This is a genomic window from uncultured Spongiibacter sp., from assembly GCF_964011655.1.
Lineage (GTDB): Bacteria > Pseudomonadota > Gammaproteobacteria > Pseudomonadales > Spongiibacteraceae > Spongiibacter > Spongiibacter marinus.
In genome coordinates this window covers 15505-36195 of the sequence record NZ_CAXGPO010000016.1, presented here as the reverse complement: position 1 = coordinate 36195, position 20691 = coordinate 15505, and the positions used below count along the sequence as shown (strand labels likewise).

Annotated in this window: 18 protein-coding genes; 10 read left to right on the top strand and 8 right to left on the bottom strand. The window is 56.9% G+C overall.

Features of this window, described 5'->3' with window-relative positions; translation table 11 throughout:
- The first annotated feature begins 129 nt into the window (after positions 1-129).
- Positions 130-1572, top strand: coding sequence for a succinylglutamate desuccinylase/aspartoacylase family protein (locus ABNS66_RS09375; RefSeq protein WP_286839007.1), 1443 nt, complete (start codon positions 130-132; stop codon positions 1570-1572).
- A gap of 9 nt (positions 1573-1581) precedes the next feature.
- Here ABNS66_RS09375 and ABNS66_RS09370 read toward each other — a convergent pair whose 3' ends face one another.
- Positions 1582-3060 (bottom strand): amidase, encoded by a 1479-nt coding sequence (locus tag ABNS66_RS09370; protein WP_286839008.1) that lies wholly within the window; start codon positions 3058-3060, stop codon positions 1582-1584.
- A 41-nt stretch (positions 3061-3101) separates the two neighbouring features.
- Here ABNS66_RS09370 and ABNS66_RS09365 point away from each other — a divergent pair, with 41 nt between their 5' ends.
- The 3 genes from ABNS66_RS09365 (at position 3102) to ABNS66_RS09355 (ending at position 5565) form a co-directional block, all read left to right on the top strand.
- Complete coding sequence (locus ABNS66_RS09365; RefSeq protein WP_286839010.1) at positions 3102-3431, top strand: TIGR02647 family protein; 330 nt, start codon at positions 3102-3104, stop codon at positions 3429-3431.
- Positions 3432-3508: 77 nt separating this feature from the next.
- Positions 3509-4579 carry a metal-dependent hydrolase gene (locus tag ABNS66_RS09360; RefSeq protein ID WP_286839012.1) on the top strand — a complete coding sequence of 357 codons (1071 nt, stop codon included), beginning with the start codon at positions 3509-3511 and terminating at the stop codon, positions 4577-4579.
- Positions 4576-5565: an LLM class flavin-dependent oxidoreductase gene (locus ABNS66_RS09355; RefSeq protein ID WP_286839014.1), complete on the top strand. Its 990-nt coding sequence runs from the start codon at positions 4576-4578 to the stop codon at positions 5563-5565. The genes ABNS66_RS09360 and ABNS66_RS09355 overlap by 4 nt, the downstream gene beginning before the upstream one ends.
- Here ABNS66_RS09355 and ABNS66_RS09350 read toward each other — a convergent pair.
- From ABNS66_RS09350 to ABNS66_RS09320, 7 genes are all read right to left on the bottom strand, one after another.
- On the bottom strand, positions 5562-5966 hold the full coding sequence (locus tag ABNS66_RS09350; RefSeq protein ID WP_286839017.1) for a PaaI family thioesterase: 405 nt from the start codon (positions 5964-5966) through the stop codon (positions 5562-5564). The genes ABNS66_RS09355 and ABNS66_RS09350 overlap by 4 nt on opposite strands.
- A 27-nt stretch (positions 5967-5993) precedes the next feature.
- Positions 5994-7115, bottom strand: coding sequence for a chromate efflux transporter (chrA, locus tag ABNS66_RS09345; RefSeq protein ID WP_286839019.1), 1122 nt, complete (start codon positions 7113-7115; stop codon positions 5994-5996).
- 61 nt (positions 7116-7176) lie between these two features.
- On the bottom strand, positions 7177-8994 hold the full coding sequence (locus ABNS66_RS09340) for a DEAD/DEAH box helicase (protein WP_286839020.1): 1818 nt from the start codon (positions 8992-8994) through the stop codon (positions 7177-7179).
- Positions 8995-9157: 163 nt separating this feature from the next.
- Positions 9158-9553, bottom strand: a complete 396-nt coding sequence (locus tag ABNS66_RS09335; RefSeq protein WP_286839022.1) for a thioesterase family protein — start codon at positions 9551-9553, stop codon at positions 9158-9160.
- 10 nt (positions 9554-9563) lie between these two features.
- Complete coding sequence (locus tag ABNS66_RS09330) at positions 9564-9854, bottom strand: hypothetical protein (RefSeq protein ID WP_286694714.1); 291 nt, start codon at positions 9852-9854, stop codon at positions 9564-9566.
- A gap of 251 nt (positions 9855-10105) precedes the next feature.
- The gene (locus tag ABNS66_RS09325) at positions 10106-10387 is read right to left on the bottom strand and encodes a hypothetical protein (RefSeq protein ID WP_204996852.1); all 282 of its coding nucleotides are present in this window, start codon (positions 10385-10387) and stop codon (positions 10106-10108) included.
- 156 nt (positions 10388-10543) lie between these two features.
- Positions 10544-11002: a MaoC family dehydratase gene (locus ABNS66_RS09320; RefSeq protein ID WP_204996851.1), complete on the bottom strand. Its 459-nt coding sequence runs from the start codon at positions 11000-11002 to the stop codon at positions 10544-10546.
- A gap of 144 nt (positions 11003-11146) precedes the next feature.
- Between ABNS66_RS09320 and cls the strand changes: the two genes are divergently transcribed.
- From cls to ABNS66_RS09290, 6 genes are all read left to right on the top strand, one after another.
- On the top strand, positions 11147-12634 hold the full coding sequence (gene cls, locus ABNS66_RS09315; RefSeq protein WP_286839026.1) for a cardiolipin synthase: 1488 nt from the start codon (positions 11147-11149) through the stop codon (positions 12632-12634).
- Positions 12635-12644: 10 nt separating this feature from the next.
- Positions 12645-13259, top strand: coding sequence for a paraquat-inducible protein A (locus ABNS66_RS09310; protein ID WP_204996849.1), 615 nt, complete (start codon positions 12645-12647; stop codon positions 13257-13259).
- Positions 13256-13888 carry a paraquat-inducible protein A gene (locus tag ABNS66_RS09305; RefSeq protein ID WP_036255498.1) on the top strand — a complete coding sequence of 211 codons (633 nt, stop codon included), beginning with the start codon at positions 13256-13258 and terminating at the stop codon, positions 13886-13888. Before ABNS66_RS09310 ends, ABNS66_RS09305 begins: the two co-directional genes overlap by 4 nt.
- A complete protein-coding gene (locus ABNS66_RS09300; protein WP_286839028.1) occupies positions 13875-16175 on the top strand; it encodes an MlaD family protein in 2301 nt (766 codons plus the stop codon). The genes ABNS66_RS09305 and ABNS66_RS09300 overlap by 14 nt, the downstream gene beginning before the upstream one ends.
- A 137-nt stretch (positions 16176-16312) precedes the next feature.
- Complete coding sequence (locus ABNS66_RS09295) at positions 16313-17539, top strand: efflux RND transporter periplasmic adaptor subunit (protein WP_286694710.1); 1227 nt, start codon at positions 16313-16315, stop codon at positions 17537-17539.
- Positions 17536-20682, top strand: a complete 3147-nt coding sequence (locus ABNS66_RS09290) for an efflux RND transporter permease subunit (RefSeq protein ID WP_286694709.1) — start codon at positions 17536-17538, stop codon at positions 20680-20682. Before ABNS66_RS09295 ends, ABNS66_RS09290 begins: the two co-directional genes overlap by 4 nt.
- Positions 20683-20691: the final 9 nt, after the last annotated feature.

Genomic DNA, 20691 nt, shown 5'->3' with positions numbered 1-20691 from the left:
CGCTCTGCGGAACTTGTCGGCGTATCGACATCAAACATGCACATAAGCCTGTCGTGCACTTGACCTGCGCCGCCGGGCACGGCTAAGTAGCCTTTTAAACCTCGAATCGACCGTCGGAGCTGTTCAATTATGCGTGCACTGCCATTGACGATAAGCCTCATAGCACTGCTTGCACTGCCTACTGTGACTAGCATTGCCTTAGCTAACGAGCAACAGAGCAAGTCATTGGAAGAAGCCGCCGCCAAGCCCAGCAACGGTCTGCAAACGCCACGGCAAAAGCGCTCCGCGGCGATCATCGCTCGCGCTGAAGTACCCGAAGCCGACCCCAATATCGCCTTAAACATACTCGGCCACGATATTCTGCGCGGCAGTTTTCAACGCCTCTATTGGACCGCGGGGCAAGCCGTAGCCGGGCTCGCCATGCCCACCCCGGTTTTGGTTGCCGCTGGCGTGAACCCCGGGCCCACACTGTGCCTTACGGCGGCGGTGCACGGCGATGAACTCAACGGCGTAGAAACTATTCGCCGCGTGATGTTCAGCCTGGAAAGCGACAAGCTAAATGGCACCGTCATTGGCGTGCCGATCGTCAACATGCACGGCTTTCTGCGAACCTCTCGCTACCTGCCTGATCGCCGCGATCTCAACCGCTATTTCCCCGGCGATGCACAGGGCAGCTCCGCTGGCCGCATTGCCCACAGTTTTTTCAATGAGGTGATTTCCCACTGCGACCGCCTTATCGATATTCATACCGGTTCCTTCCATCGCACCAACCTCACCCAGCTGCGCAGTGACCTGGGCAAAGAGAGCGTGCAGCAATTTAGCAAAATGTTTCACGATGTCACGGTATTAGATGGCGCCGGTGCCAAGGGCACCCTTCGCCGCGCCGCGGTCGACGCTGGCATTCCAGCCGTTACGCTCGAAGCCGGTGAACCGTTGCGAATGCAGCTCAAAGAGGTGAAGCAAAGCGTCAACGGTATTAAAGCCGTTATGCACTACATGAAGATGATCGACGACAAACCCGTTCGCGCTCCCAAACAGAAAGTCTTTTATAAATCACTCTGGCTACGCGCAGAGCAAAGCGGCGTTTTTCTGTCGGAGAGCAAGTTGGGCGAAAACGTGAAAAAGGGCGATATCCTTGGCACCGTTACCGACCCGATCACCAACCGGTCCAGCGTGATCCGCAGCAGCGTGGACGGCCAGATAATCGGTATGGCGCTCAATCAAATGGTCATGCCGGGCTTTGCCGCTTACCATGTGGGCATCGCTGCCGACGAGAAGCGCGTCACGGCGGAAAAGGTCGCCGACTCCGTGGTAGCCGAAGCGCTGGAACCGGTTGCCGAAAATATGAAAGAAGCAGCGCGTGAAGCGGCGAAGTCTGCCGCCGAGCGCAGCGATGATCCGAAAACGGTTAGCGATGCTGCCCGCGAGGCGGTGAAAGAAGCCGCCAAGGACGCTGGCCGCCTGCTGGAGGAGAAGCCCGCCAAACCCAAAGCAGGTGACCATCTCGCTCCCGATGCGGCGTCATTGCCTGAAGACGCCCAACACCGCGAGATAGACGAGCACCCGGAATAACGCGGCGCGCTAGGCCAGCAGCGGGAGGTCGGTAAAGCCCACTTCTCGCTCTAGCTGCCCTGCCAAGCTAAACAACAATTCTTCTTCACACATACCGGCGATAAATTGCATTCCAAACGGCAGCCCGGTGCTGGTTTTATGCAGCGGCACCGACATGCAAGGCAGGCCCGTAATATTGCCAAGCAGGGTGTAGGCCATTTTCCCGAGCACCGGCAAGGCCATTTTTTCCACCAATCCGCTACGCAGTAACGCTCGGCCTATATTCATACGGTGAGACGCCAGCATTTGTGCAGCCTCCCAGGGTGACGGCGGTAACTGACCGTGTGGCACAGCAGCGGTGGGCGTTGTCGGGCAAAGTATGACATCGTAATCGGCCATCAACTCACCCACGGCACGTTGCACTTTGTGCCAGCCGTAACGCGCCTCCACGAGGTCTGCCGCGGAAAAAGAGCGCCCCATCATTGCCAGATTTTTGGTTGAGGGTTCACAGCGGCGGATGTCACTGCCGGGGTAATCTCGTTGAATACGGCGCAGCAAACCGGCTACCTCTGCCCCGACAATAACCAGAAAGTCGCGCCACATTTGGTCTCGATCGACCGACAGCTCAGCTTCCTCCACCCGGTGTCCCAGCGCCGCCAGTTGCTCAGCGGTTTGTTCCAGCCCGGTCAGTACCTCGGGGTCAACATCGGTCGGCACCAGCGGCTCTCGGCACAGGGCAATGCGCAAAGGCTTTGGGTCCCGCTCAGCAGCCGCAAGGAAACTGCCCTCAGGCAGCCGAATATTGTAGGGCGCCCCCAGCTCCGGCCCGGCTGTGCAGTCGAGCATGGCGGCACTATCGCGAACGGTTCTACTCAACACATGCTCTGCCACCGCCCCCTGCCAATCCTCCCCCAAGTCGGGCCCCATTGGGTTGCGGCCTCGTGACGGTTTTAAACCAAACACACCACACCAGCTCGCAGGGAAGCGAATCGAGCCGCCACCATCGCCACCGTGGGCAATGGGTACAATGCCCGCCGCCACAGCTGCTGCACTCCCCCCTGAGGAGCCACCCGTGCTGTAACCCTGCCGATGCGGGTTGTGAGACGGGCCAAAACGCTTGGGCTCGGTGGTGATAATCAGCCCAAATTCCGGCGTATTCGACTTCGCAAAAATATTCAGTCCGGCCGCTTTATAGCGCTTTACCAGCTCGCTGTCATAACGGGGGGTATAGGACAACGCGCGACTCCCCATACAAATCGGTTCACCGGCGAACATCGCCATTAGATCCTTCAGCACAAAGGGCACACCTTGAAAGGGCCCCTCTGGCAGACCATCAATAATCTGCTGTCTGGCGCGATCGGCAAAACTGTGGATCAGCACATTTAACTGCGGGTTACAGGCGGCGGCCCTGGCCAGTGCCGCGTCCAATAATTCCTGGGCCGACACCTCTCCACGGCGCGCCAGAGCCGCCAATTCCATCGCGTCGAACTGAGAGTATTCGCTGAACATGATCGTTATCCTAGTTAGTGTCGCGGCCCGAACGCCGAACAATGGAAAAGTTGCTCGATGCTGACTACATTGATTCAGGCCTGCCAGTTTTTGTTAATTTGGAGCCTTCGCCCATGAGAATGTCGGACAGTATCTTGCAAGAAATTCGTGTGCTTTCCCAGTTCAATCCCGCCTCGGGCCTGGAGGGCATCAAGGTCCATCACGATGCCGACCCCGCGTTGATTGCCGCGACCGAACGCTTGTTTAGCAAAGGCATCATCAGCCGCATAGACGGCGGCTATCTCACCGACGCCGGCATTGAGCTTATGCGTCACCTGGATAGCCTGACAACGGTCTTGGGTACCCATATGGAAAGCGCGTCGCTGCACTAGGTGTAACAATTCACTCACTGGCGACCACACTGGCGGAAATCGCGTTACACTGAGGGCTTTGCTTCCCTGAGCCTGCTATGGATCCACTCACACAAGGGTTACTTGGCGCCAGCGCCGCGCAAAACCTATCGCCACCGCGGCGCTATGCCGTTGCCGCCGCCACGCTGGGCTTCCTGTCTGGTATGGCGGCAGATCTAGACGTACTGATTCGCTCTCCTCACGACTCGCTGCTGTTTTTGGAGTTTCACCGCCAATTCACCCACTCGCTGGTCTTCATTCCCCTGGGCGCCCTACTCTGCGCCGCAGTGCTGAGACTATTCTTCCGGCGCCGCTGGCCAATGTCCTTCGGCCGCAGCGCACTATTCTGTGGTGCCGGCTACGCCACCCATGCGCTCCTCGACGCCTGCACGACCTATGGTACGCAGCTACTCTGGCCATTTAGCGACACCCGCATTGCGTGGAATATCCTGTCGATTATTGACCCCCTATACACCCTGCCCATCGCCGCGCTGGTCGCGCTGGCATGGAAGGGCAATCGCCGCTGGGCTGCGCGCCTTGCTCTGGCCTGGATACTCACCTACCCATTGCTGGGTGTTGTGCAGCGCGAACGCGCAGAGGCCGAGGGTTATCGGCTGGCAGCAAGTCGCGGCCACGAGGTCGAATCACTGGAGGCCAAACCCTCTTTCGCCAACTTAATATTGTGGAAAACGGTGTACCGCAGTCACGACCGCTTTTATGTGGATGCCGTGCGCGTGGCGCGGGATATCCGTATCTACCCCGGCGACTCGATTGCCGCACTAAATATTCCGCGCGACCTGCCCTGGCTGCCGTCAGTCTCGCGTCAGGCGAATGACGTAAAGCGCTTCGACTGGTTTTCCAAGGGCTATACCGCCCTGCAACCCGGTAATCCAAGCAAGATCATCGATATTCGCTACTCGATACTACCCCACGAACTCGATGCCCTGTGGAGCATCCAACTCTTCCCCGATGAGCCACAACGCGGCGTTGAGTATCAGGTGCACCGAAACAGTCGAGAAAAAACCGCGCTGTTCTGGGCAATGCTTCGCGGTGAAGACCTTCCCTCTACCCCGGGGCACTCGCTGGCAGCAAGTGACAATGAAAACGCTGAGGAAAACAAAGCACTGTGACCAAGCTCTCCGTACTCGATCTGGCACCTGTCGCGCAAGGCAGCGATGTCGGTGAAACACTAGCGCGCAGCGCAGAACTGGCACAGCGCTGCGAATCCCTCGGCTATCAACGCTACTGGATCGCCGAGCATCACAATATGCCCGGTATCGCCTCCGCCGCCACTGCCTTGGTCATTCAGCACGTGGCGGCAGCCACCTCGCGCATTCGGGTAGGCGCGGGCGGTATTATGCTACCCAATCACGCACCGCTTATTATCGCCGAGCAATTCGGCACGTTGGCATCACTGTATCCAGGGCGCATTGACCTCGGTGTGGGCCGCGCGCCCGGCACCGACCCCGCCACGGCTCGTGCGCTGCGACGCAACTTACATGCAGATGTTGAGCAATTTCCGCAGGATGTTGTCGAGCTGCTTAATTACTTCGACGGCGACCCCCAGGCAATGGTGCGAGCCATTCCCGGTGTCGGGCTGGATATTCCTGTGTGGGTTCTGGGCTCTTCGCTTTTCGGCGCGCAACTCGCTGCGCAACTCGGCCTGCCCTACGCCTTTGCCTCGCACTTTGCGCCTGGGCAACTGCAACAGGCTATTGCGCTGTACCGCCAGCAGTTCACACCATCAAAGTACCTCGATGCGCCCTACGCGATGGCGGGTTTCAATGTGTTTGCCGCCCCGGAGCAGTCTGAAGCAGAGTACCTTGCCAGCTCGATGCAACAAGCCTTCGTCAACCTGCGTCGCGGTACACCTGGCCAATTGCCGCCACCAAAACCCAACTACCTGAATCAGCTCGCCACCCCTGAGCGCGCGCTGATTCAGTCAGTGATGAATTGCTCCGCAATCGGCGATGCCCAGACTATTGCCCAGCAGACCCGGCAGTTCATTGAGGAAAATAATGTCGATGAGCTGATTATCAGCTGCCAAATGCACAGCCACAACGCCAGGGTGCGCAGCTATGAAATACTGGCTAACGCACTCGCCGACGGCGTTTAGCCCTTGGGAATCGCGTAGCTGGCCGATGCATAGGCCACCGAGTGTTCGTCACCCTCAGAGAAAATTTCAACGTCGGCAACCGCAATGCTGCGCCCGCATTTAATCAGCCGACAGTGCGCCAGTAAGTCTTTTCCGGCGGCGGGCTTCTTTAAGAAGTGAATATTGAGGTTGGTCGTCACGGCCAGCGGCACAATGCCGATACGCGACAACACCGCCACATAGACAGCAAGGTCGGCCAGCGCCATCAATGTTGGCCCGGAAACCGTGCCACCCGGGCGCAACGAGCTGTGATCAACCGCCTGCCGCACCACTGCTCGACCGTCGCTCAGGTCTTCGATAACTGCGCTGCACTGGGGGAATTCCTGTAGCAGAAACTGACTTATTGCTTCCTTACTTGCCATGAATGGACGCTCCTTGGAAATGGGGGCTTAGAGAAAAAACAGCGAGTAGACGACCACAACCCCGATCAGCGCCAGCAATGGCACTTTGCCGCTACGCAGCGCTGCGAACAGCGCAATCGCCATCCCAATGCTGGCCGCCTCTCGGGGCAACTCTAACAGTAAGGGGTCAACCCAGGCCGCGGCCAACATGCCCACCGCCACCGCATTGACGCCGGCCACAGCGGCGCGCACCCGCGGCCGGGCTGCCAGCGTATACCAGGCCCGCGACAAACCCAGCACCAACAGGAAACCGGGCAAAAAAATTGCCGTACAGGCAGCCAATGCACCAACGAACGGTTGCGCTGGGCTCAACATCGCCCCCAGGTATGCCGACATAGAAAACATCGGGCCCGGAACGACCTGCGCCGCCGCATACCCCAAAATAAACTGCTCGCTACTCAACTCGTCACCCACAAAGGCATTGAGCAGCGGTAGCGCGACGTGACCACCGCCAAAGACCATGCTGCCAACAAGATAGAATTCGCTGAACACGGCGTCGGGAATCAGCGCTGCCACGGCCAACAAGACAACAAATATCAGCAAGGGAATTCGCGCCGGCCGCGCCGAGGGTAGTGGATCGCACTCAACCTTCGGCGATCGAAAATAGGCCACCAGCGCCGCGCCAAGCATTAGCGACAACTGCAAGGCAGGGTTCATCATAAACAGCAGCGCCAGCGCACTTAGCGATGCGGTGGCCCAAAGCCAGGGCCCTGAACAAAATTGTCTGGCCATATTGATTAGCGCATCAGCGACCACGACCAGTGCTAATAACTTCATCCCTGCCACAAGGCTCTGCATCCACACCGGTGTCTGCGCTAAGCTGAACACAGCAAGGCCGTACATCAATAGAAACGATGGCAGTGTAAAGCCGATGAAAGCGGCGAAAGCCGCGGGAATGCCGCCGCGCTGAAGGGCTATGGCAAAGCCGAGCTGGCTCGATGCCGGCCCCGGTAGGAATTGACACAGCGCCAACTGACGGGCGAAGTCTTCGTCACTGAGCCACTGGCGCTGCTCAACAAATACTTTGCGGAAGTAGGCGATATGCGCCGTGGGCCCACCAAAGCTGACGCAGCCCAACAGAAGAAAGTGCAGAAAAATCCGCGCGCTCACAGCACACCCTCTCAAAAAACTCGCAGAGAGTGTACGTGAGCCGAGCAGCAGGGCCTAGCCCCTAGTCTTTATTGCGGAGTTTGATCGGCCGTTTGCTAGGCGCCTTTCCCGAGGTTTTCGCCTTGGCGCCAGACTTGTCGGCTTTGCGCGGTTTTTTGCCCGACGGAGACGGCCCCTTGCGGTGCTTGCGCACAGGGGTATCCGGCAGTTCTCCGCTAAATCGAGACATGGTCATTGGCTGCCCCGCTACGCGAGGAGACTGCAAAGCGCTCAACACATCGTCGGGCATTTCCGCAGGCAGGTCGACCGTGCTGAAGTTGTCGAAGAGCTGGATACGGCCGATATAATCACTGTCGATCCCCGCTTCATTCGCAATTGCGCCGACAATGTTGCCCACACCAACACCGTGCTTGCGGCCCACTTCTATGCGGAAACGCTCCATCCCCGACTCCGGCCCGGCACCGCGAGGGCTGCGGCGCTCAGTGCGAGTGGCTTTACCAGGAGCAGGCTTGTCCGCCAGCGCTTTGCTGGGTTTCGGGTCGCCTTTAAGCAGCAGGTCTTTATCGCCTTGAGCCAAGCGAGCCAATGCTGCAGCAACATCCAGAGGATCGACACTGTGCTCTTCACAGAAAGTCTGCAACATCTCGCGATACAGGTCCTTATCCCGCCCTGCTTCCAGGGTCGCCAACAATTTTGCCTGGAAACGCTGTATGCGCAGGGCATTGATTTCGGCGGCACCGGGCAGGCCCATCTCTTCGATACGCTGACGCGTGGCACGCTCGATTGATTGCAGCATCCGACGCTCGCGCGGTGCAACAAACAGAATGGCATCGCCGCTGCGCCCCGCCCGACCAGTACGGCCAATGCGATGCACATAAGCCTCGGTATCGTAGGGAATATCGTAGTTAATCACGTGGCTGATGCGATCAACATCCAAGCCCCGCGCCACCACGTCGGTCGCGACCAAAATATCCAAGCGCGAACCCTTGAGCATTTCCACGGTGCGCTCACGTTGCGCCTGGGCGATATCGCCGTGCAATTCTGCCGCCGCATAACCGCGGCCCTGGAGCTTCTCTGCCAACTCGGTTGTGGCCAGTTTGGTGCGCACGAAAATAATAATGCCGTCGAAGTCTTCTGCTTCCAAGACGCGGCACAGGGCATCAAACTTGCTCGCACCACGCGCCAACCAATAGCGCTGACGAATGCTGACCGCAGTGCTTGTCGCAGTTTTGATCGTTACTTGTTCGGGGTCATTCAGGTAGGTATTGGCAATGCGTCGAACAGCCGCGGGCATTGTCGCCGAGAAAAGGGCTATCTGCCGGCTTTCAGGCGTTTGCGACATGATCCATTCAACATCGTCGATAAAGCCCATGCGCAGCATTTCATCGGCTTCATCAAGCACCAAGTGAGTCAACCCGTCCAGTTTGAGCGTACCGCGACGGATATGATCCATAACCCGGCCGGGTGTGCCAACGACCACTTGGACGCCCCGCTTCAAGGCATCGAGCTGCTCTCGATAACCCTGACCACCATAGATTGAGAGTACTTTCAGACCTTTTAAGTGCTTACCATAGCTCTGAATCGCCTCGGCAACCTGAATGGCCAATTCACGCGTAGGAGCAAGAATTAACGCCTGGGTGGTTTTGCTTTTAACATCCAGCATGGACAGCATAGGCAGCGAAAACGCTGCCGTTTTGCCCGTGCCAGTTTGGGCCTGTCCCAATACATCACGACCTTCCAATAACAAGGGAATAGTCGCAGCTTGGATTGCTGATGGACGTTCATACCCCAACTCTGAGACAACCGTCTCAACAGCAGGATGGAGGCCAAGTTCGGTAAATAAGGGGAGTTCCGCGTCAGCGGTTACGGTGTTGCTCATAATGTGGACCTGATCTGGGGGTCGAGAGTGACGCGCGGTTAAATTCGGCGTCAGACGAACACAGTACCGGCGGGGGCGCAAATTATACGCGCTAGTGTCATTAAATACCCGAGCTAATCGACGCTGATTGCGGTATTTATGCGCAGCCCCTGCCCAATACGACTCACCCCTCTTTCACTATTTCCTTTAATGCACTGCGGCAATGTTCGGGGATCACTCCCTTTTGCTGAGCATCGTAGTCAAAATACACAAGTACAGCCGTTCCGCTTGCCGTCATCTCGTCACGCTGCCATAGCTCATGACTGACCGTGAACGAGGTGTTGCCAACATGACTGACCCAGCTGCGGACTTCAACTGGATACTCGTGATAGGTTTGCGCGATAAACTCCACATCTATCTTGCGCAGAATCAGGTTCCATTGATCAAGGCTGAGCTCGGGGTTAAAGATTTTAAAAATCGGCGTGCGCGCCGTTTCAAACCACTTTGGCACGACCGTGTTATTGATATGTCCCAGACCATCGGTTTCGTAGAAGCGAGGCAATAATTCGCAGCGCAGCATTCATGACTCCTTAGCTTATAACGGCTTGCTGTAACCAGTAAGCAAACATACAAACCCAAAGCACCACCGCCATAACTGCTGCAGGAAAGGCCTTCTCCGCTATCTCGCTGCCCTGACGGCGCTGCTCGGCGGCATACAATAGCAGACATGACAACAAAACCTGCAGGGCCAGCAGCAGGGAGGCGCTTTTCCAGGAATACTCAAGCCCTGCCAAGTTCACCGGGTGCACAAGTACCAGGGCCGCGCTGGCCAGGCCCAACACCCCGATGCATTTTGCCACTAATACTGACATCGCCTTCATCAATACTCTCCAAACTTAGGGCTAGGCAACGACTAGTACCTATCTCGTCCATTACTGCCGTTAAATGCTAAACACCGCAAATAAAGATGACTACTTTTAGCCACACACATTACATACGATGCCCACAAAATAGGGGATTCTGTCGAAGAGTGGTAGGACATATAACAAGAAAGGCGCCAACAGCGCGCTGAGAAATGGAAAAGGGGCTCGCGCATTCAATGGCAGCGATGACAACTCAGAAACCGAAGCGCTTACCCTGCGCGCCGTTGCGCTAACTCGCCGCGCCCCTCAAAGAGCACCTCTAGGTGGTGGGCACCATTGGTGGAGATCACTTTACGAACGACAATATTGCCGAGCCGACCATCGCGCAAACGAATTCGATACTCCCCAGAACGCAGCAAATCGCCATTCTGGCGCTTGAGGTGTAAGCAGCCGCCCCACTGCGCATAGCCGTCGTCGGCCGAAATATACATGGGCACATTACTCAGCAGCTCTTTACCGCCGTCAAGCACATCGCCGTGGGTCAAATCCATTGACAACCTCCATGCGGATAGGGACTATCTCGTATCGCTTTATAGCAACACTTTTGTTATACCACGGCGGCCCTGACCGACCTATCACTTCCTTATATCAAAGGTTTTTAACGGCCGCCGTTAATATTCACTTTGCTGATCCCAGCAGACGAGCAATTACTCTGGGAAATAGCGGCTAATGGTGTCTACCACACAGGCTGGGCGATCGCCGCCCTCAATCTCAATGGTCACCCGTACCACCGACTGTACGCCGCCCTTCAACTCTTCTGCAGAGAGCAACTCGCCCACCCCGCGCACTCGCGAGCCAACCGGCACCGGCGCAGGGAAACGAATACGCTCGCAGCCGACATTCACGCCCATTGAAATGCCCTGCACATCGATAATTTGTGGCAGGAATAAATTCACCAGTGACAAGGTCAAATAGCCATGGGCAATACACTTGCCAAAAGGCCCATCCTTCGCGCGCTCTGGGTCAGTGTGAATCCACTGATGATCGCCGGTGGCATCGGCAAAAAGGTTGATACGCTGCTGGTCAACCTCCAGCCATTCACTGGCCCCCAAATGTTCACCCACTGCGTCCAACAGGGCCGAGGGTGTGGCAAAAACTCTACTCATAATGACATTCCCATTCTGCAAAACTGTGAAAGCAACACGCACAGTCGTATTCTCATGGCAATCACTTTACCATCGGCTACGCAACACTCGGCATCGTCTATGCGGGTGAAGGCCACGGCGTCGCGACTACTTGCATGAGGGCACATGGGAATCAGTGACTTTTTTTCGAGCAGCACAGCCTGGGTAGTGGCGAACCAGTCAGGGCTGGCGGCCGCTGTGGCTGCGTTTATTGCGCTGCTCGGTATACTCTCGGCTCTGGAAGCCATTCTTAAAACCCGCACCGCTCAGGGTGCGGTGGCATGGGCCATTGTGCTAATTGTTCTCCCCCCGCTCTTTGTGCCGCTCTACTGGATATTCGGCCGGCGCAAATTTCGCGGCTACGCGATCGCCAAACGCGGCGATACACGAGCGATCGAAGACTTGATCCGCGAGCTTGCGCCGCAGCTCTCAAATATCGAGACCTATCCGAGCCGCCAAGACTCGCGGCTGCTCGGTCTCAACCGCCTCAGCACCCTGCCATTCACTCGTGGTAATCACGCTCGCCTGTTGATTGATGGTGAACAGGCCTTCGCGGATATGTTTGCGCATATCCGCGCTGCCAAACACTATGTACTGCTTGAGTTCTACATTCTGCGCAACGACCGTATCGGTAATGAACTGGCAGAGATACTGGTAAAAAAAGCCGAAGAAGGCGTGTCGGTTTACTTTATTTACGACGAAATCGGCAGTCTAAAATTGCCGCGCCAATATGTGCAGAGACTTCGCGCTGCCGGCGTACAAATTGTCCCCTTCAATAGCACCAAGGGCGCAGGCAATCGCCTACAGTTGAACTTTCGCAACCACCGAAAAATTGTCGTTTGCGATGGTAACTACGCCGCCATTAGCGGTATGAACATTGGCGATGAATACCGTCATCAACACCCCGTCCTTACACCTTGGCGCGATACCGGCCTGGCAATAACAGGGCCAGCGGTGCAAGCCGTACAATTGAGTTTTGTCGAAGACTGGTACTGGGCACAGGAGTCACTACCACCTCTGAACTGGACACCTACACCCTGTGAGGCCGCACCCGGTGACCATAGCGACCAACAAATGCTGATTATTGGCACCGGCCCCGCCGACAGTATTGAAAGCTGCGCATTGTTTTTTGAAACGCTCATTCACCAAGCCCGAGAGCGCCTGTGGATCGTCAGCCCCTACTTTGTTCCCGACACCCCCATTATTCACGCCTTGCAGCTGGCCGCGATGCGCGGCGTGGATGTACGCATTATGCTTCCCGAGCAGCCCGACAAACTGATCATCAAATTGTCGTCTTTCTCAGCAATTCGAGAAACCTTGCCCCATGGCGTGCAGTTTTATTACTACCAATGTGGCTTCTTGCATCAAAAAGTCATGCTGGTGGATGATGAGATTTCCGTCGTGGGAACGGCAAACCTGGATAACCGCTCCTTCCGGCTGAACTTTGAAATAAGTGCACTGGTCTATGATCAGGGTTTTGCGGGGGAACTCACTCACATGCTCGAAAATGACTTCAAGCAGTGTCGACAGCTGCTACCAAGAGAGGTTGCCAGCTGGTCGCTGATCCGCCGCCTGGCTAGCCGCTGCGCCTACTTATTCGCGCCACTGCAGTAAACGCCAAACAATGACGCAACAACCCCACCTTCACGCCTGCCCCGACTGCGATTTGTTGCAAACGCTGCCACGGCTCGAGAGTAAAAAGCGCGCCCACTGCACGCGCTGCAATGCGGTCTTAGCCGAGGCGCCGCCACGCTTGCCACAGCTCAGTTTGGCCGCCGGTTTGTGTGGCCTGATTTTATTCATTCCCGCCACCTGCCTGCCACTTTTACAATTTACCCTGGCCGGGCAAACCGGCAGCAACACCCTTGCAGAAGGCGTACTCAGGCTGTGGCAACAGGACTTCAAACTGCTGTCTCTGATTGTATTACTCTGCTCGCTGTTAGCGCCGCTAATGCACTTACTCCTCAATACCTTTATCGCTCTTTGCCAGCACCTTAACTACTGCCCGCCAAGCTTTTCTCGAAGCATCAAGCTCGGCAACTTTATGCAGGAGTGGAGCATGTTGGAGGTCTATGCGATCGGAATTTTAGTGGCCTACGTGAAGATGATGGACGACGGTGAGATACACATTCTCAGCGGAAGCTACTGCCTGGCCGGTTTAATGATCAGCCTTATCCTTTGCGCGCAGAGCTTTAATGCCGAGCAAGCCTGGCAGTTTTGGCAGCGGAGGCAGACATGAACGCAGCAACGGCCAAGCAACACGGGCTCGCCCGCTGCCAGCACTGCGGCTTACTCAGCGCCATGCCTGCGCGCGACCAACATCACCTGGCACGCTGCCCGCGCTGTCATGCCCACCTCTACTTCCGCCGCCATCACAGTCTGCAGCGTTCACTGGCGCTGTGCCTCGCCGCCGCCGTGCTGCTGATACCGGCGAATGTCTTAACCATTATGACGGTTGTCAATCTAGGACAGGGCGTGCCCGACACCATTATGTCGGGGATCATTCGCCTGTGGCAGGCAGATCTGCGAGCGATCGCCGCCGTTGTCTTTATTGCCAGCATCGTTGTGCCAATTATTAAAATCGTTGCACTGCTATTACTGATGATGGTGGTGCAGTTTCGCCTTTCGCTGAGCAAGCAGCAATGCACAGCACTCTACCGTTTTGTGCACCTTATCGGCCGCTGGTCGATGCTGGACCTATTCATGATTTCGATACTGGTTACTGTTGTCAGCCTTGGCAATATCGCCACCGTCGACACCGGCCCCGCCGCCACTGCCTTTGCTGGTGCGGTGGTATTGACCATGCTTGCTGCCAACAGCTTTGACCCGAGACTGATTTGGGATTTGGAACACCATGACAAACACTGAACAAAACTATCCCCAAGCCGAATTAAAAACCAAAAAACGGCTGTCGGCAGTGTGGTTACTTCCTGTGGTGGCCGCAGCCATTGCAATGTGGCTGCTCTACGAGAACCTGAGCAGCAATGCCCTGCAGGTGACCGTACACTTTGACAATGGCAGCGGCATTACCGCTGGCAAAACGCCCGTGGTATACCAAGGAATTACCGTGGGTAGCGTCAGTCAACTTCAACTCGACGACGCACTAAAAGGGGTAAATGCCACGCTGGACCTGCAAACACAGATCGAGCCACTGATTAACGAGAACACCAAGTTCTGGCTGGTTAAACCGCAAATCTCGCTCTCTGGCGTGTCGGGGCTCGACACCCTGGTCGCCGGCAACTACATCAGCTTTCAACCCGGCGACGGTCAAGCGGCGCGCAGTTTTACCGCGCTACTCGAACCCCCGGCCACGCCTCGCAGCGACTCGGGGCTACAAATCACCTTGCACGCCAAAGAGCTGGGCTCGCTATCTGTTGGCGCCCCCGTGCTCTATCAGCAAATCGATGTCGGTGATATTGAAGGCTATACACTGCTTGACGACGGTGTGGAGATTACTGCCCACATCGACCCACGCTACACCCATCTCATTAACCATCGCAGCCGATTTTGGAACCACAGCGGCGTTAAAGTCACAGCGGGGCTGCAAGGCGTCCAGCTTGAAACCGGCTCATTGGCGAGCATTCTTGCGGGCGGTGTGGCCTTCGACAGTCCCGAAGACGGCGACGCTGTCGACAGCGGCCACCGATTTACGCTGCATCAAAACCGCGCGCACGCCGAAGGCGGCAAGCGCATTGTGGTGGCCTTCGACAGCGCCGAGGGCCTGAACCAGGGTGCGGACCTTCGCCTGCAAGGTATTCGCATCGGCAGCGTCGAGAACTTGCGCTTTAATGAGGCTGGCCCTACCGCCGGTGCCGAGGCCGAGCTGCGCATCAACGCCCCCTATTACGACTACCTCAATGAAAATAGCCAGTTTTGGCTAGTCAGCCCCAAAGTCTCGGGTTCAGGTGTTGAGGGACTCGACACCCTGCTGGGAGGGCCGTATATCGCCGTGAATGTCGACGGCGAAGACGGCGAGCTGCAGGAACGCTACACGGCACTGCGCGACGCCCCCAGCCAGCGGATCAGTGCGCCTGGGGTCAGGGTGGTGCTCGAGGCCGACGAACTGGGCTCGGTGAAAATTGGCAGCAAGGTGTATTTTCGCAAGATCGCTGTCGGACAAGTGGAAAGCGTGTCGCTACAGCGCAAAGGTGTTGAAATCGGCGTATTTATTCATCAGCGCTACGCCCACCTATTGCACCGCGAATCGCTGTTCTGGAACGCCAGCGGCATTAGTATCAGCGGTGGCCTCGGTGGCCTCGACGTAAAAACCGAGTCGCTGGCGACCATTGTCAGTGGCGGCATTGCCTTTCACACCCCTGAAGTGGCTCGCCCGCAAGCCGCCTGGGAGGGGCTGCGTTATACCCTGCACGAGGACTACGAAAGCAGCTTTGCCGATAAGGGCAGAGAAATTCGCCTGTACTTCTCCAGCGGCGCCAGTCTAAGCAAGGGAACCGAAATTAAATACGAGGGAATCAAGGTCGGCGAAGTGACCGCCGTTGAGCTGGACCAGAGCATGCAAGGCGTTGTGGTCAGTGCCCGCCTGGCGCCTTCGGCAAAAGCTATCGCCCGCGAAGGTAGCCGCTTTTGGGTGGTGAAACCGCAACTGGGCTTAGTGGGTACGCGCAATCTCGAAACCCTGGTAACCGGCGCCTATATTAGTGTGCTACCGGGCAGCGGCGACGTGCTCACAGAGTTTATCGGCTTGGAGCGCGCGCCACCGCTGCGGGCGCCCGCAAAAGGGCTGAATGTAATATTGAGTGCTGATCAGCGCGGCTCACTCAAAGAGGGTGTGAAGGTCTTTTATCGCGACATTCCTGTGGGTGAAGTCTACGGCTTTGAACTGTCTAGCGATGCACGCCGTACCTTAATCCATATTAATATTGAGCCCCGCTACGCCACGCTGGTGCGGCGCAACACCCGCTTTTGGAATTCCAGCGGCGTCGCCATTAATTTTGGCCTATTCAGCGGCACGACCATCCGCAGTAAGTCGGTCGAATCGCTGCTTGAAGGCGGCATCGCCTTCGCCACCCCAGAAGGGCGGGGCGAGGACGGCCTGGCACCCCCGGCAGAAGCCAGCCAGCACTTTCCGCTGCACGCCGACGTGGAACCGAGCTGGTTGCGCTGGGCACCCGCTATCCCGCTGGGCGACGAATAGTCGCCCAAAATGTGACAAAGACGCCGCTCTTACCAAGATTTCACACTGTTAGATGGCAGATAAGGCTAGAATAGCGCCCCAATAAACCATCGACTCGCCGGCGGCATTGCCGCCACCGACAAAAAGAGAACGTTGTTTTGCCTAATTTGCCCAAGCAGGCCATTGCCGTCGCGTCAATCATCGGCCTTTCCATTGTCGTTGCCGTGATCCTTTTCGCGCTGCGCCCAGCCCCCGAACAGCAGGACGTTGAGCAGCATTCACTGATCATTGACGTCGCCATTGCGACCAAACAGGCGCTGACGATCAACGTGAGTAGTCAGGGCACCGTGCAGCCGCGCACAGAAACCAGCCTGGTCACCGAAGTATCGGGGCAGGTCATGGACGTTTCTCCCAAATTCGAAAATGGCGGCTTGGTAGAACAAGGCGAAGTACTGTTGCGCATTGACGATCGCAATTACCGCGCGGAACTCAAACGCGCTGAGGCCGCCGTGGCCACTGCCCACAGCAACCTGCTCCAGGAGAAAGGGCGCGCGGCAGTCGCGAAGGAAGACCTACGCAAATACCCCCGCCGTCACGCCAGTAAAGAAGCGCGCGCCCTGGCACTTAGGCTGCCGCAATTAAACGAAGCCAAAGCCAGACTGAACTCCGCACTCGCGGACCGCCGTCAGGCCAAGATCAACCTGGACCGGACGCAAATCAAAGCCCCTTATCGCGGCTTGATTAAAATGCGTCAGGTCGACCTCGGGCAATTTGTTAGTACCGGTACGCCGGTCGGCCAAATGTTCTCCGTTGACACTGCCGAAGTACGGCTACCTGTGCCAACGGACCGCCTCGCTTATTTGGAGCTACCCAATAATAGCCAGGACGACACCTACCCCCGAGTCATTCTGGAAAATGACATTGGCGATCGCTGGCCCGCCGAGGTCGTGCGCAGCGAGGGCGTGCTCGATGAACGCAGTCGCGTGTTATTTGTTGTCGCCCGCGTGAATGACCCCTACCGCTTGGAGAACCCGGGCAAGCCCCTCCTCAATGGCAGCTTTGTAAAAGCGGATATAGAGGGCAGAAAAATCGATGGGCTGATCGCCGTTCCTCGGCATATCCTGCGCACCGGTAATCAACTGTGGGTGGTCGACGACAAGCAAACCCTGCGCAACCGCGATATCAAAGCATTGCGCACAGAAGGCAAGCTGGTCTACGTGTATGAAGGTCTGGAGGAAGGTGATCGGATCTGCCTGTCATCGGTGCCCAGCGCCATCAGCGGCACCCCCGTTAAAGTCAACAGCAGCATGTCGACCGCCGAACTGGTTAAGCCCCAGAGCGAATCAGGCATGGCTACCTTTACCGAGCTTAGCAGCGTCCAATGACTATTCCCGAGCACCTAGACACTCGCCGCGGCATCATTCCGTGGTTCGCACGAAACAGCGTTGCCGCCAACCTGTTGATGATCGTCATCTTGTGCGTGGGGATTGGCTCGGCACTGAATATTCAGCGCACCCTGCAACCCGACTTCGAAATCAACATCATCCGCATCACGGTTCCCTACCCCGGCGCAACGCCGGAGGAAGTTGAAGACGGTGTCATTCTCAAAATTGAGGAAGCGCTGCAGGACATTGATGCGATTGAGAGCATAGAGTCCACCGCCGACGAATCACTGGCAACGATCAGTGCCGACATCTACAAAGACTATGACATCTTGGCCGTGATGGACGAGATCAAAAGCGCGGTAGATGGCATTGTCAGTTTTCCCGAACAGGCTGAGCGCCCCATCGTAAAGCGCTTGGAGTTTCAGAAGCACACCGTCAACGTTGAGCTTTACGGCGACCTGGATGAGCGCAGCCTGAAATCGCTGGGCGAGCAGGTCAAACAGGAGATGCTGCAAGACCCCGACATCGCCTTTGTTCAGATCAACGGCGCCCGCGACTTTGAGATCAGCATCGAAATTCCCGAGCACCGCTTGCTCGAGTACCAGCTGACCCTCAGCGATGTCGCCGATGCCATTCGTCGCTCGTCGCTTGACCTGCCCGGCGGCACCATTAAAACCAGTAACGGCAATATTTCCCTGCGAACCCAAGGCCAGGCGCGCCAGCAGCAGGAGTTTGAGCGCCTGGTTGTAAAAAGCTTCCCCGACGGTACCCGCTTAACGCTGGCCGACATTGCGACGATTAACGACGGCTTTGAGGAAGTTGACGGCTTTGCATACTTCGACGGCAAGCCCAGCCTGGGCCTGCAAGTCTTCTCAGTAGGTAGCCAGGATTTAATCCGCGTTGCCGAGGCGGTAAGCCGCTATGTCGAAAACAAGCGCGAGCAATTGCCGGAGGGCGTTGAGATTGCGCAGTTTGCCGACATCAGCTACTACCTGAAAGGCCGTATGAGCATGATGCTCGACAACCTCAGTATGGGTGCCTTACTGGTATTTGTGGTGTTGAGTCTGTTCCTGAATATCAAGCTGGCGTTCTGGGTAATGGTCGGCTTGCCGATCTGCTTCCTCGGCACCTTCGCGCTGATGCCAATGGTCGATATCAGCCTGAATATGCTCAGCCTGTTTGGCTTTATTTTGGTACTGGGTATCGTGGTTGACGACGCGATCATCATTGGTGAAAGCGCCTACGCGGAAGCGGAAAAAAGCGGCCACTCCGTCGACACCGTTATTAAAGGTGCCTTGCGCGTAGCCACCCCCGCCACCTTTGGCGTACTCACCACCATTATGGCGTTTTCGCCAACCCTGTTCGCCAGCGGTACCTTCGCGCCTTTCCCGGAGTCCGTCGGTTGGGTTGTTATCCTGTGCCTGGCATTTTCACTGGTGGAGTCGAAGTGGATTCTCCCCGCTCACCTGGCACACAGTTCGCCCGGCACTGGGCCCATTTGGCAAAAGCTCGATCGCATTCCGGCAAAGTCCAATGCAATACTCAGTAATTTTGTCGAAAACACCTACCGGCCTTTTATTAAGCGGGCCATTGCCCAGCGCTATATCACCGGCGCGAGCTTCACCGCCATGCTCATCGTCACAGTGGGGCTGGTTGCCGGCGGAGTGGTGCATTTCGTCATGATCCCCGAGGTACCTGGCGACTTCGTTCAGGCAAATCTGGAAATGGTTGAAGGCACCCCCGAGGAAGAAACGCGCCGCGCCTTCGAACATATGGATAGCAGCCTCCGCAAGGTCAATGAGGCCTATTCCGCGGCCCATGCCAACGACGACAACCGTGCACTTATCAGCCACGTTGCCGCCTTTGGTCGCGGCGGACGTCACGTGACGTTTATGGCCGAGCTCACCAAGAATGACATGCGCGATATCGACGGTGCGGAAATTGCGCGGCGCTGGCGCGAAGAAATTGGTGATATCCCCGGTGCCAAGGTGCTGGCAGTGAGTATTGCCGACCAACAGATGGGTCCGTCGATCTCCCTAAAGATCAGCAGCCCCCATCCGGAAGACCTTACCGCTGCCGCATCACAAGTGGAAAATGCTCTGCGCCGTTATGAGGGCGTCTACGATATTCGCAATGGTGCCAGCGCGCTTCGCGATGAAATTGTCCTGGAAATTCTCCCCGAAGCGGAAACCCTGGGCCTCAGCTCAGCAGCACTAGGACAGCAGATTCGCGATGCCTTCTATGGCGCGGAAGCCCAGCGCGTGCAGCGCGGCAACGACGAAGTGAAGGTGATGGTTCGCTACCCGCGCGATGAGCGTGCGGCGGTGTCCGACCTGCAAAACATGTTTATTCGCTCCGCCGAGGGCGCCTTTGTGCCACTCTCTAACGTGGCGAAAATCACCATCCAGCCCGCCTACACAACCATGACGCGTATTGATGGCGAGCGCTCTATCAGTGTGACTGCCCAAGCCGATAAGTCACGTGTTGAGCCGGATAAAGTCACCTCCAGCATCCTTAAAAACCTGCTGCCCGGTTTGCAACAGCGCTACCCCGGCCTGGACATCAAACTCAGTGGCGAAAGTGAGGAAGTGGGCACGCTGATGGTCAGCCTACTGGTCGGCTTTGCCCTCGCCCTGTTTGGCATTTATGGCTTATTGGCCATCCCCTTGCGCTCGTATCTGCAGCCGCTAATCATTATGGGGGTGATCCCGTTTGGCATTATCGGTGCGGTGTTCGGCCACATTGTGACGGACCTGTCCTTCAGTATGATGTCGTTCTTTGGCGTTATCGCGCTATCCGGCGTTGTCGTCAACGACAGCCTGATTATGGTGGACTTCATTAACTCGGCGATCGACCGCGGCGAGCGCCTGATCGACGCCGTTGTCGACTCGGGCTGTCAGCGCTTTAGAGCCATACTGCTGACGTCGCTAACCACCTTCTTTGGTCTGTTACCCATGTTGATGGAAGACAGCTTGCAAGCCCAGTTTGTGATTCCCATGGCGGTGTCACTCGGCTTCGGCATCATCTTCGCTACGGTCATCACATTGATATTAATACCCTGCCTGTATATCGTACTTGAAGATGTGAAAGTGCTGTTTGGCAGTAAGTCTGCTCGCGAGCTCGAACCGGCACTGAGCGAGTAGCGCCCCGCG

Excerpts from the sequence above, each read along its gene's own strand:
- ABNS66_RS09375 (WP_286839007.1), top strand. The coding sequence starts at position 130 with ATGCGTGCACTGCCATTGACGATAAGCCTCATAGCACTGCTTGCACTG.
- ABNS66_RS09370 (WP_286839008.1), bottom strand. The coding sequence starts at position 3,060 with ATGTTCAGCGAATACTCTCAGTTCGACGCGATGGAATTGGCGGCTCTG.
- ABNS66_RS09365 (WP_286839010.1), top strand. The coding sequence starts at position 3,102 with ATGGAAAAGTTGCTCGATGCTGACTACATTGATTCAGGCCTGCCAGTT.
- ABNS66_RS09360 (WP_286839012.1), top strand. The coding sequence starts at position 3,509 with ATGGATCCACTCACACAAGGGTTACTTGGCGCCAGCGCCGCGCAAAAC.
- ABNS66_RS09350 (WP_286839017.1), bottom strand. The coding sequence starts at position 5,966 with ATGGCAAGTAAGGAAGCAATAAGTCAGTTTCTGCTACAGGAATTCCCC.
- ABNS66_RS09340 (WP_286839020.1), bottom strand. The coding sequence starts at position 8,994 with ATGAGCAACACCGTAACCGCTGACGCGGAACTCCCCTTATTTACCGAA.
- ABNS66_RS09335 (WP_286839022.1), bottom strand. The coding sequence starts at position 9,553 with ATGCTGCGCTGCGAATTATTGCCTCGCTTCTACGAAACCGATGGTCTG.
- ABNS66_RS09330 (WP_286694714.1), bottom strand. The coding sequence starts at position 9,854 with ATGAAGGCGATGTCAGTATTAGTGGCAAAATGCATCGGGGTGTTGGGC.
- ABNS66_RS09325 (WP_204996852.1), bottom strand. The coding sequence starts at position 10,387 with ATGGATTTGACCCACGGCGATGTGCTTGACGGCGGTAAAGAGCTGCTG.
- ABNS66_RS09320 (WP_204996851.1), bottom strand. The coding sequence starts at position 11,002 with ATGAGTAGAGTTTTTGCCACACCCTCGGCCCTGTTGGACGCAGTGGGT.
- cls (WP_286839026.1), top strand. The coding sequence starts at position 11,147 with ATGGGAATCAGTGACTTTTTTTCGAGCAGCACAGCCTGGGTAGTGGCG.
- ABNS66_RS09310 (WP_204996849.1), top strand. The coding sequence starts at position 12,645 with ATGACGCAACAACCCCACCTTCACGCCTGCCCCGACTGCGATTTGTTG.
- ABNS66_RS09305 (WP_036255498.1), top strand. The coding sequence starts at position 13,256 with ATGAACGCAGCAACGGCCAAGCAACACGGGCTCGCCCGCTGCCAGCAC.
- ABNS66_RS09300 (WP_286839028.1), top strand. The coding sequence starts at position 13,875 with ATGACAAACACTGAACAAAACTATCCCCAAGCCGAATTAAAAACCAAA.
- ABNS66_RS09290 (WP_286694709.1), top strand. The coding sequence starts at position 17,536 with ATGACTATTCCCGAGCACCTAGACACTCGCCGCGGCATCATTCCGTGG.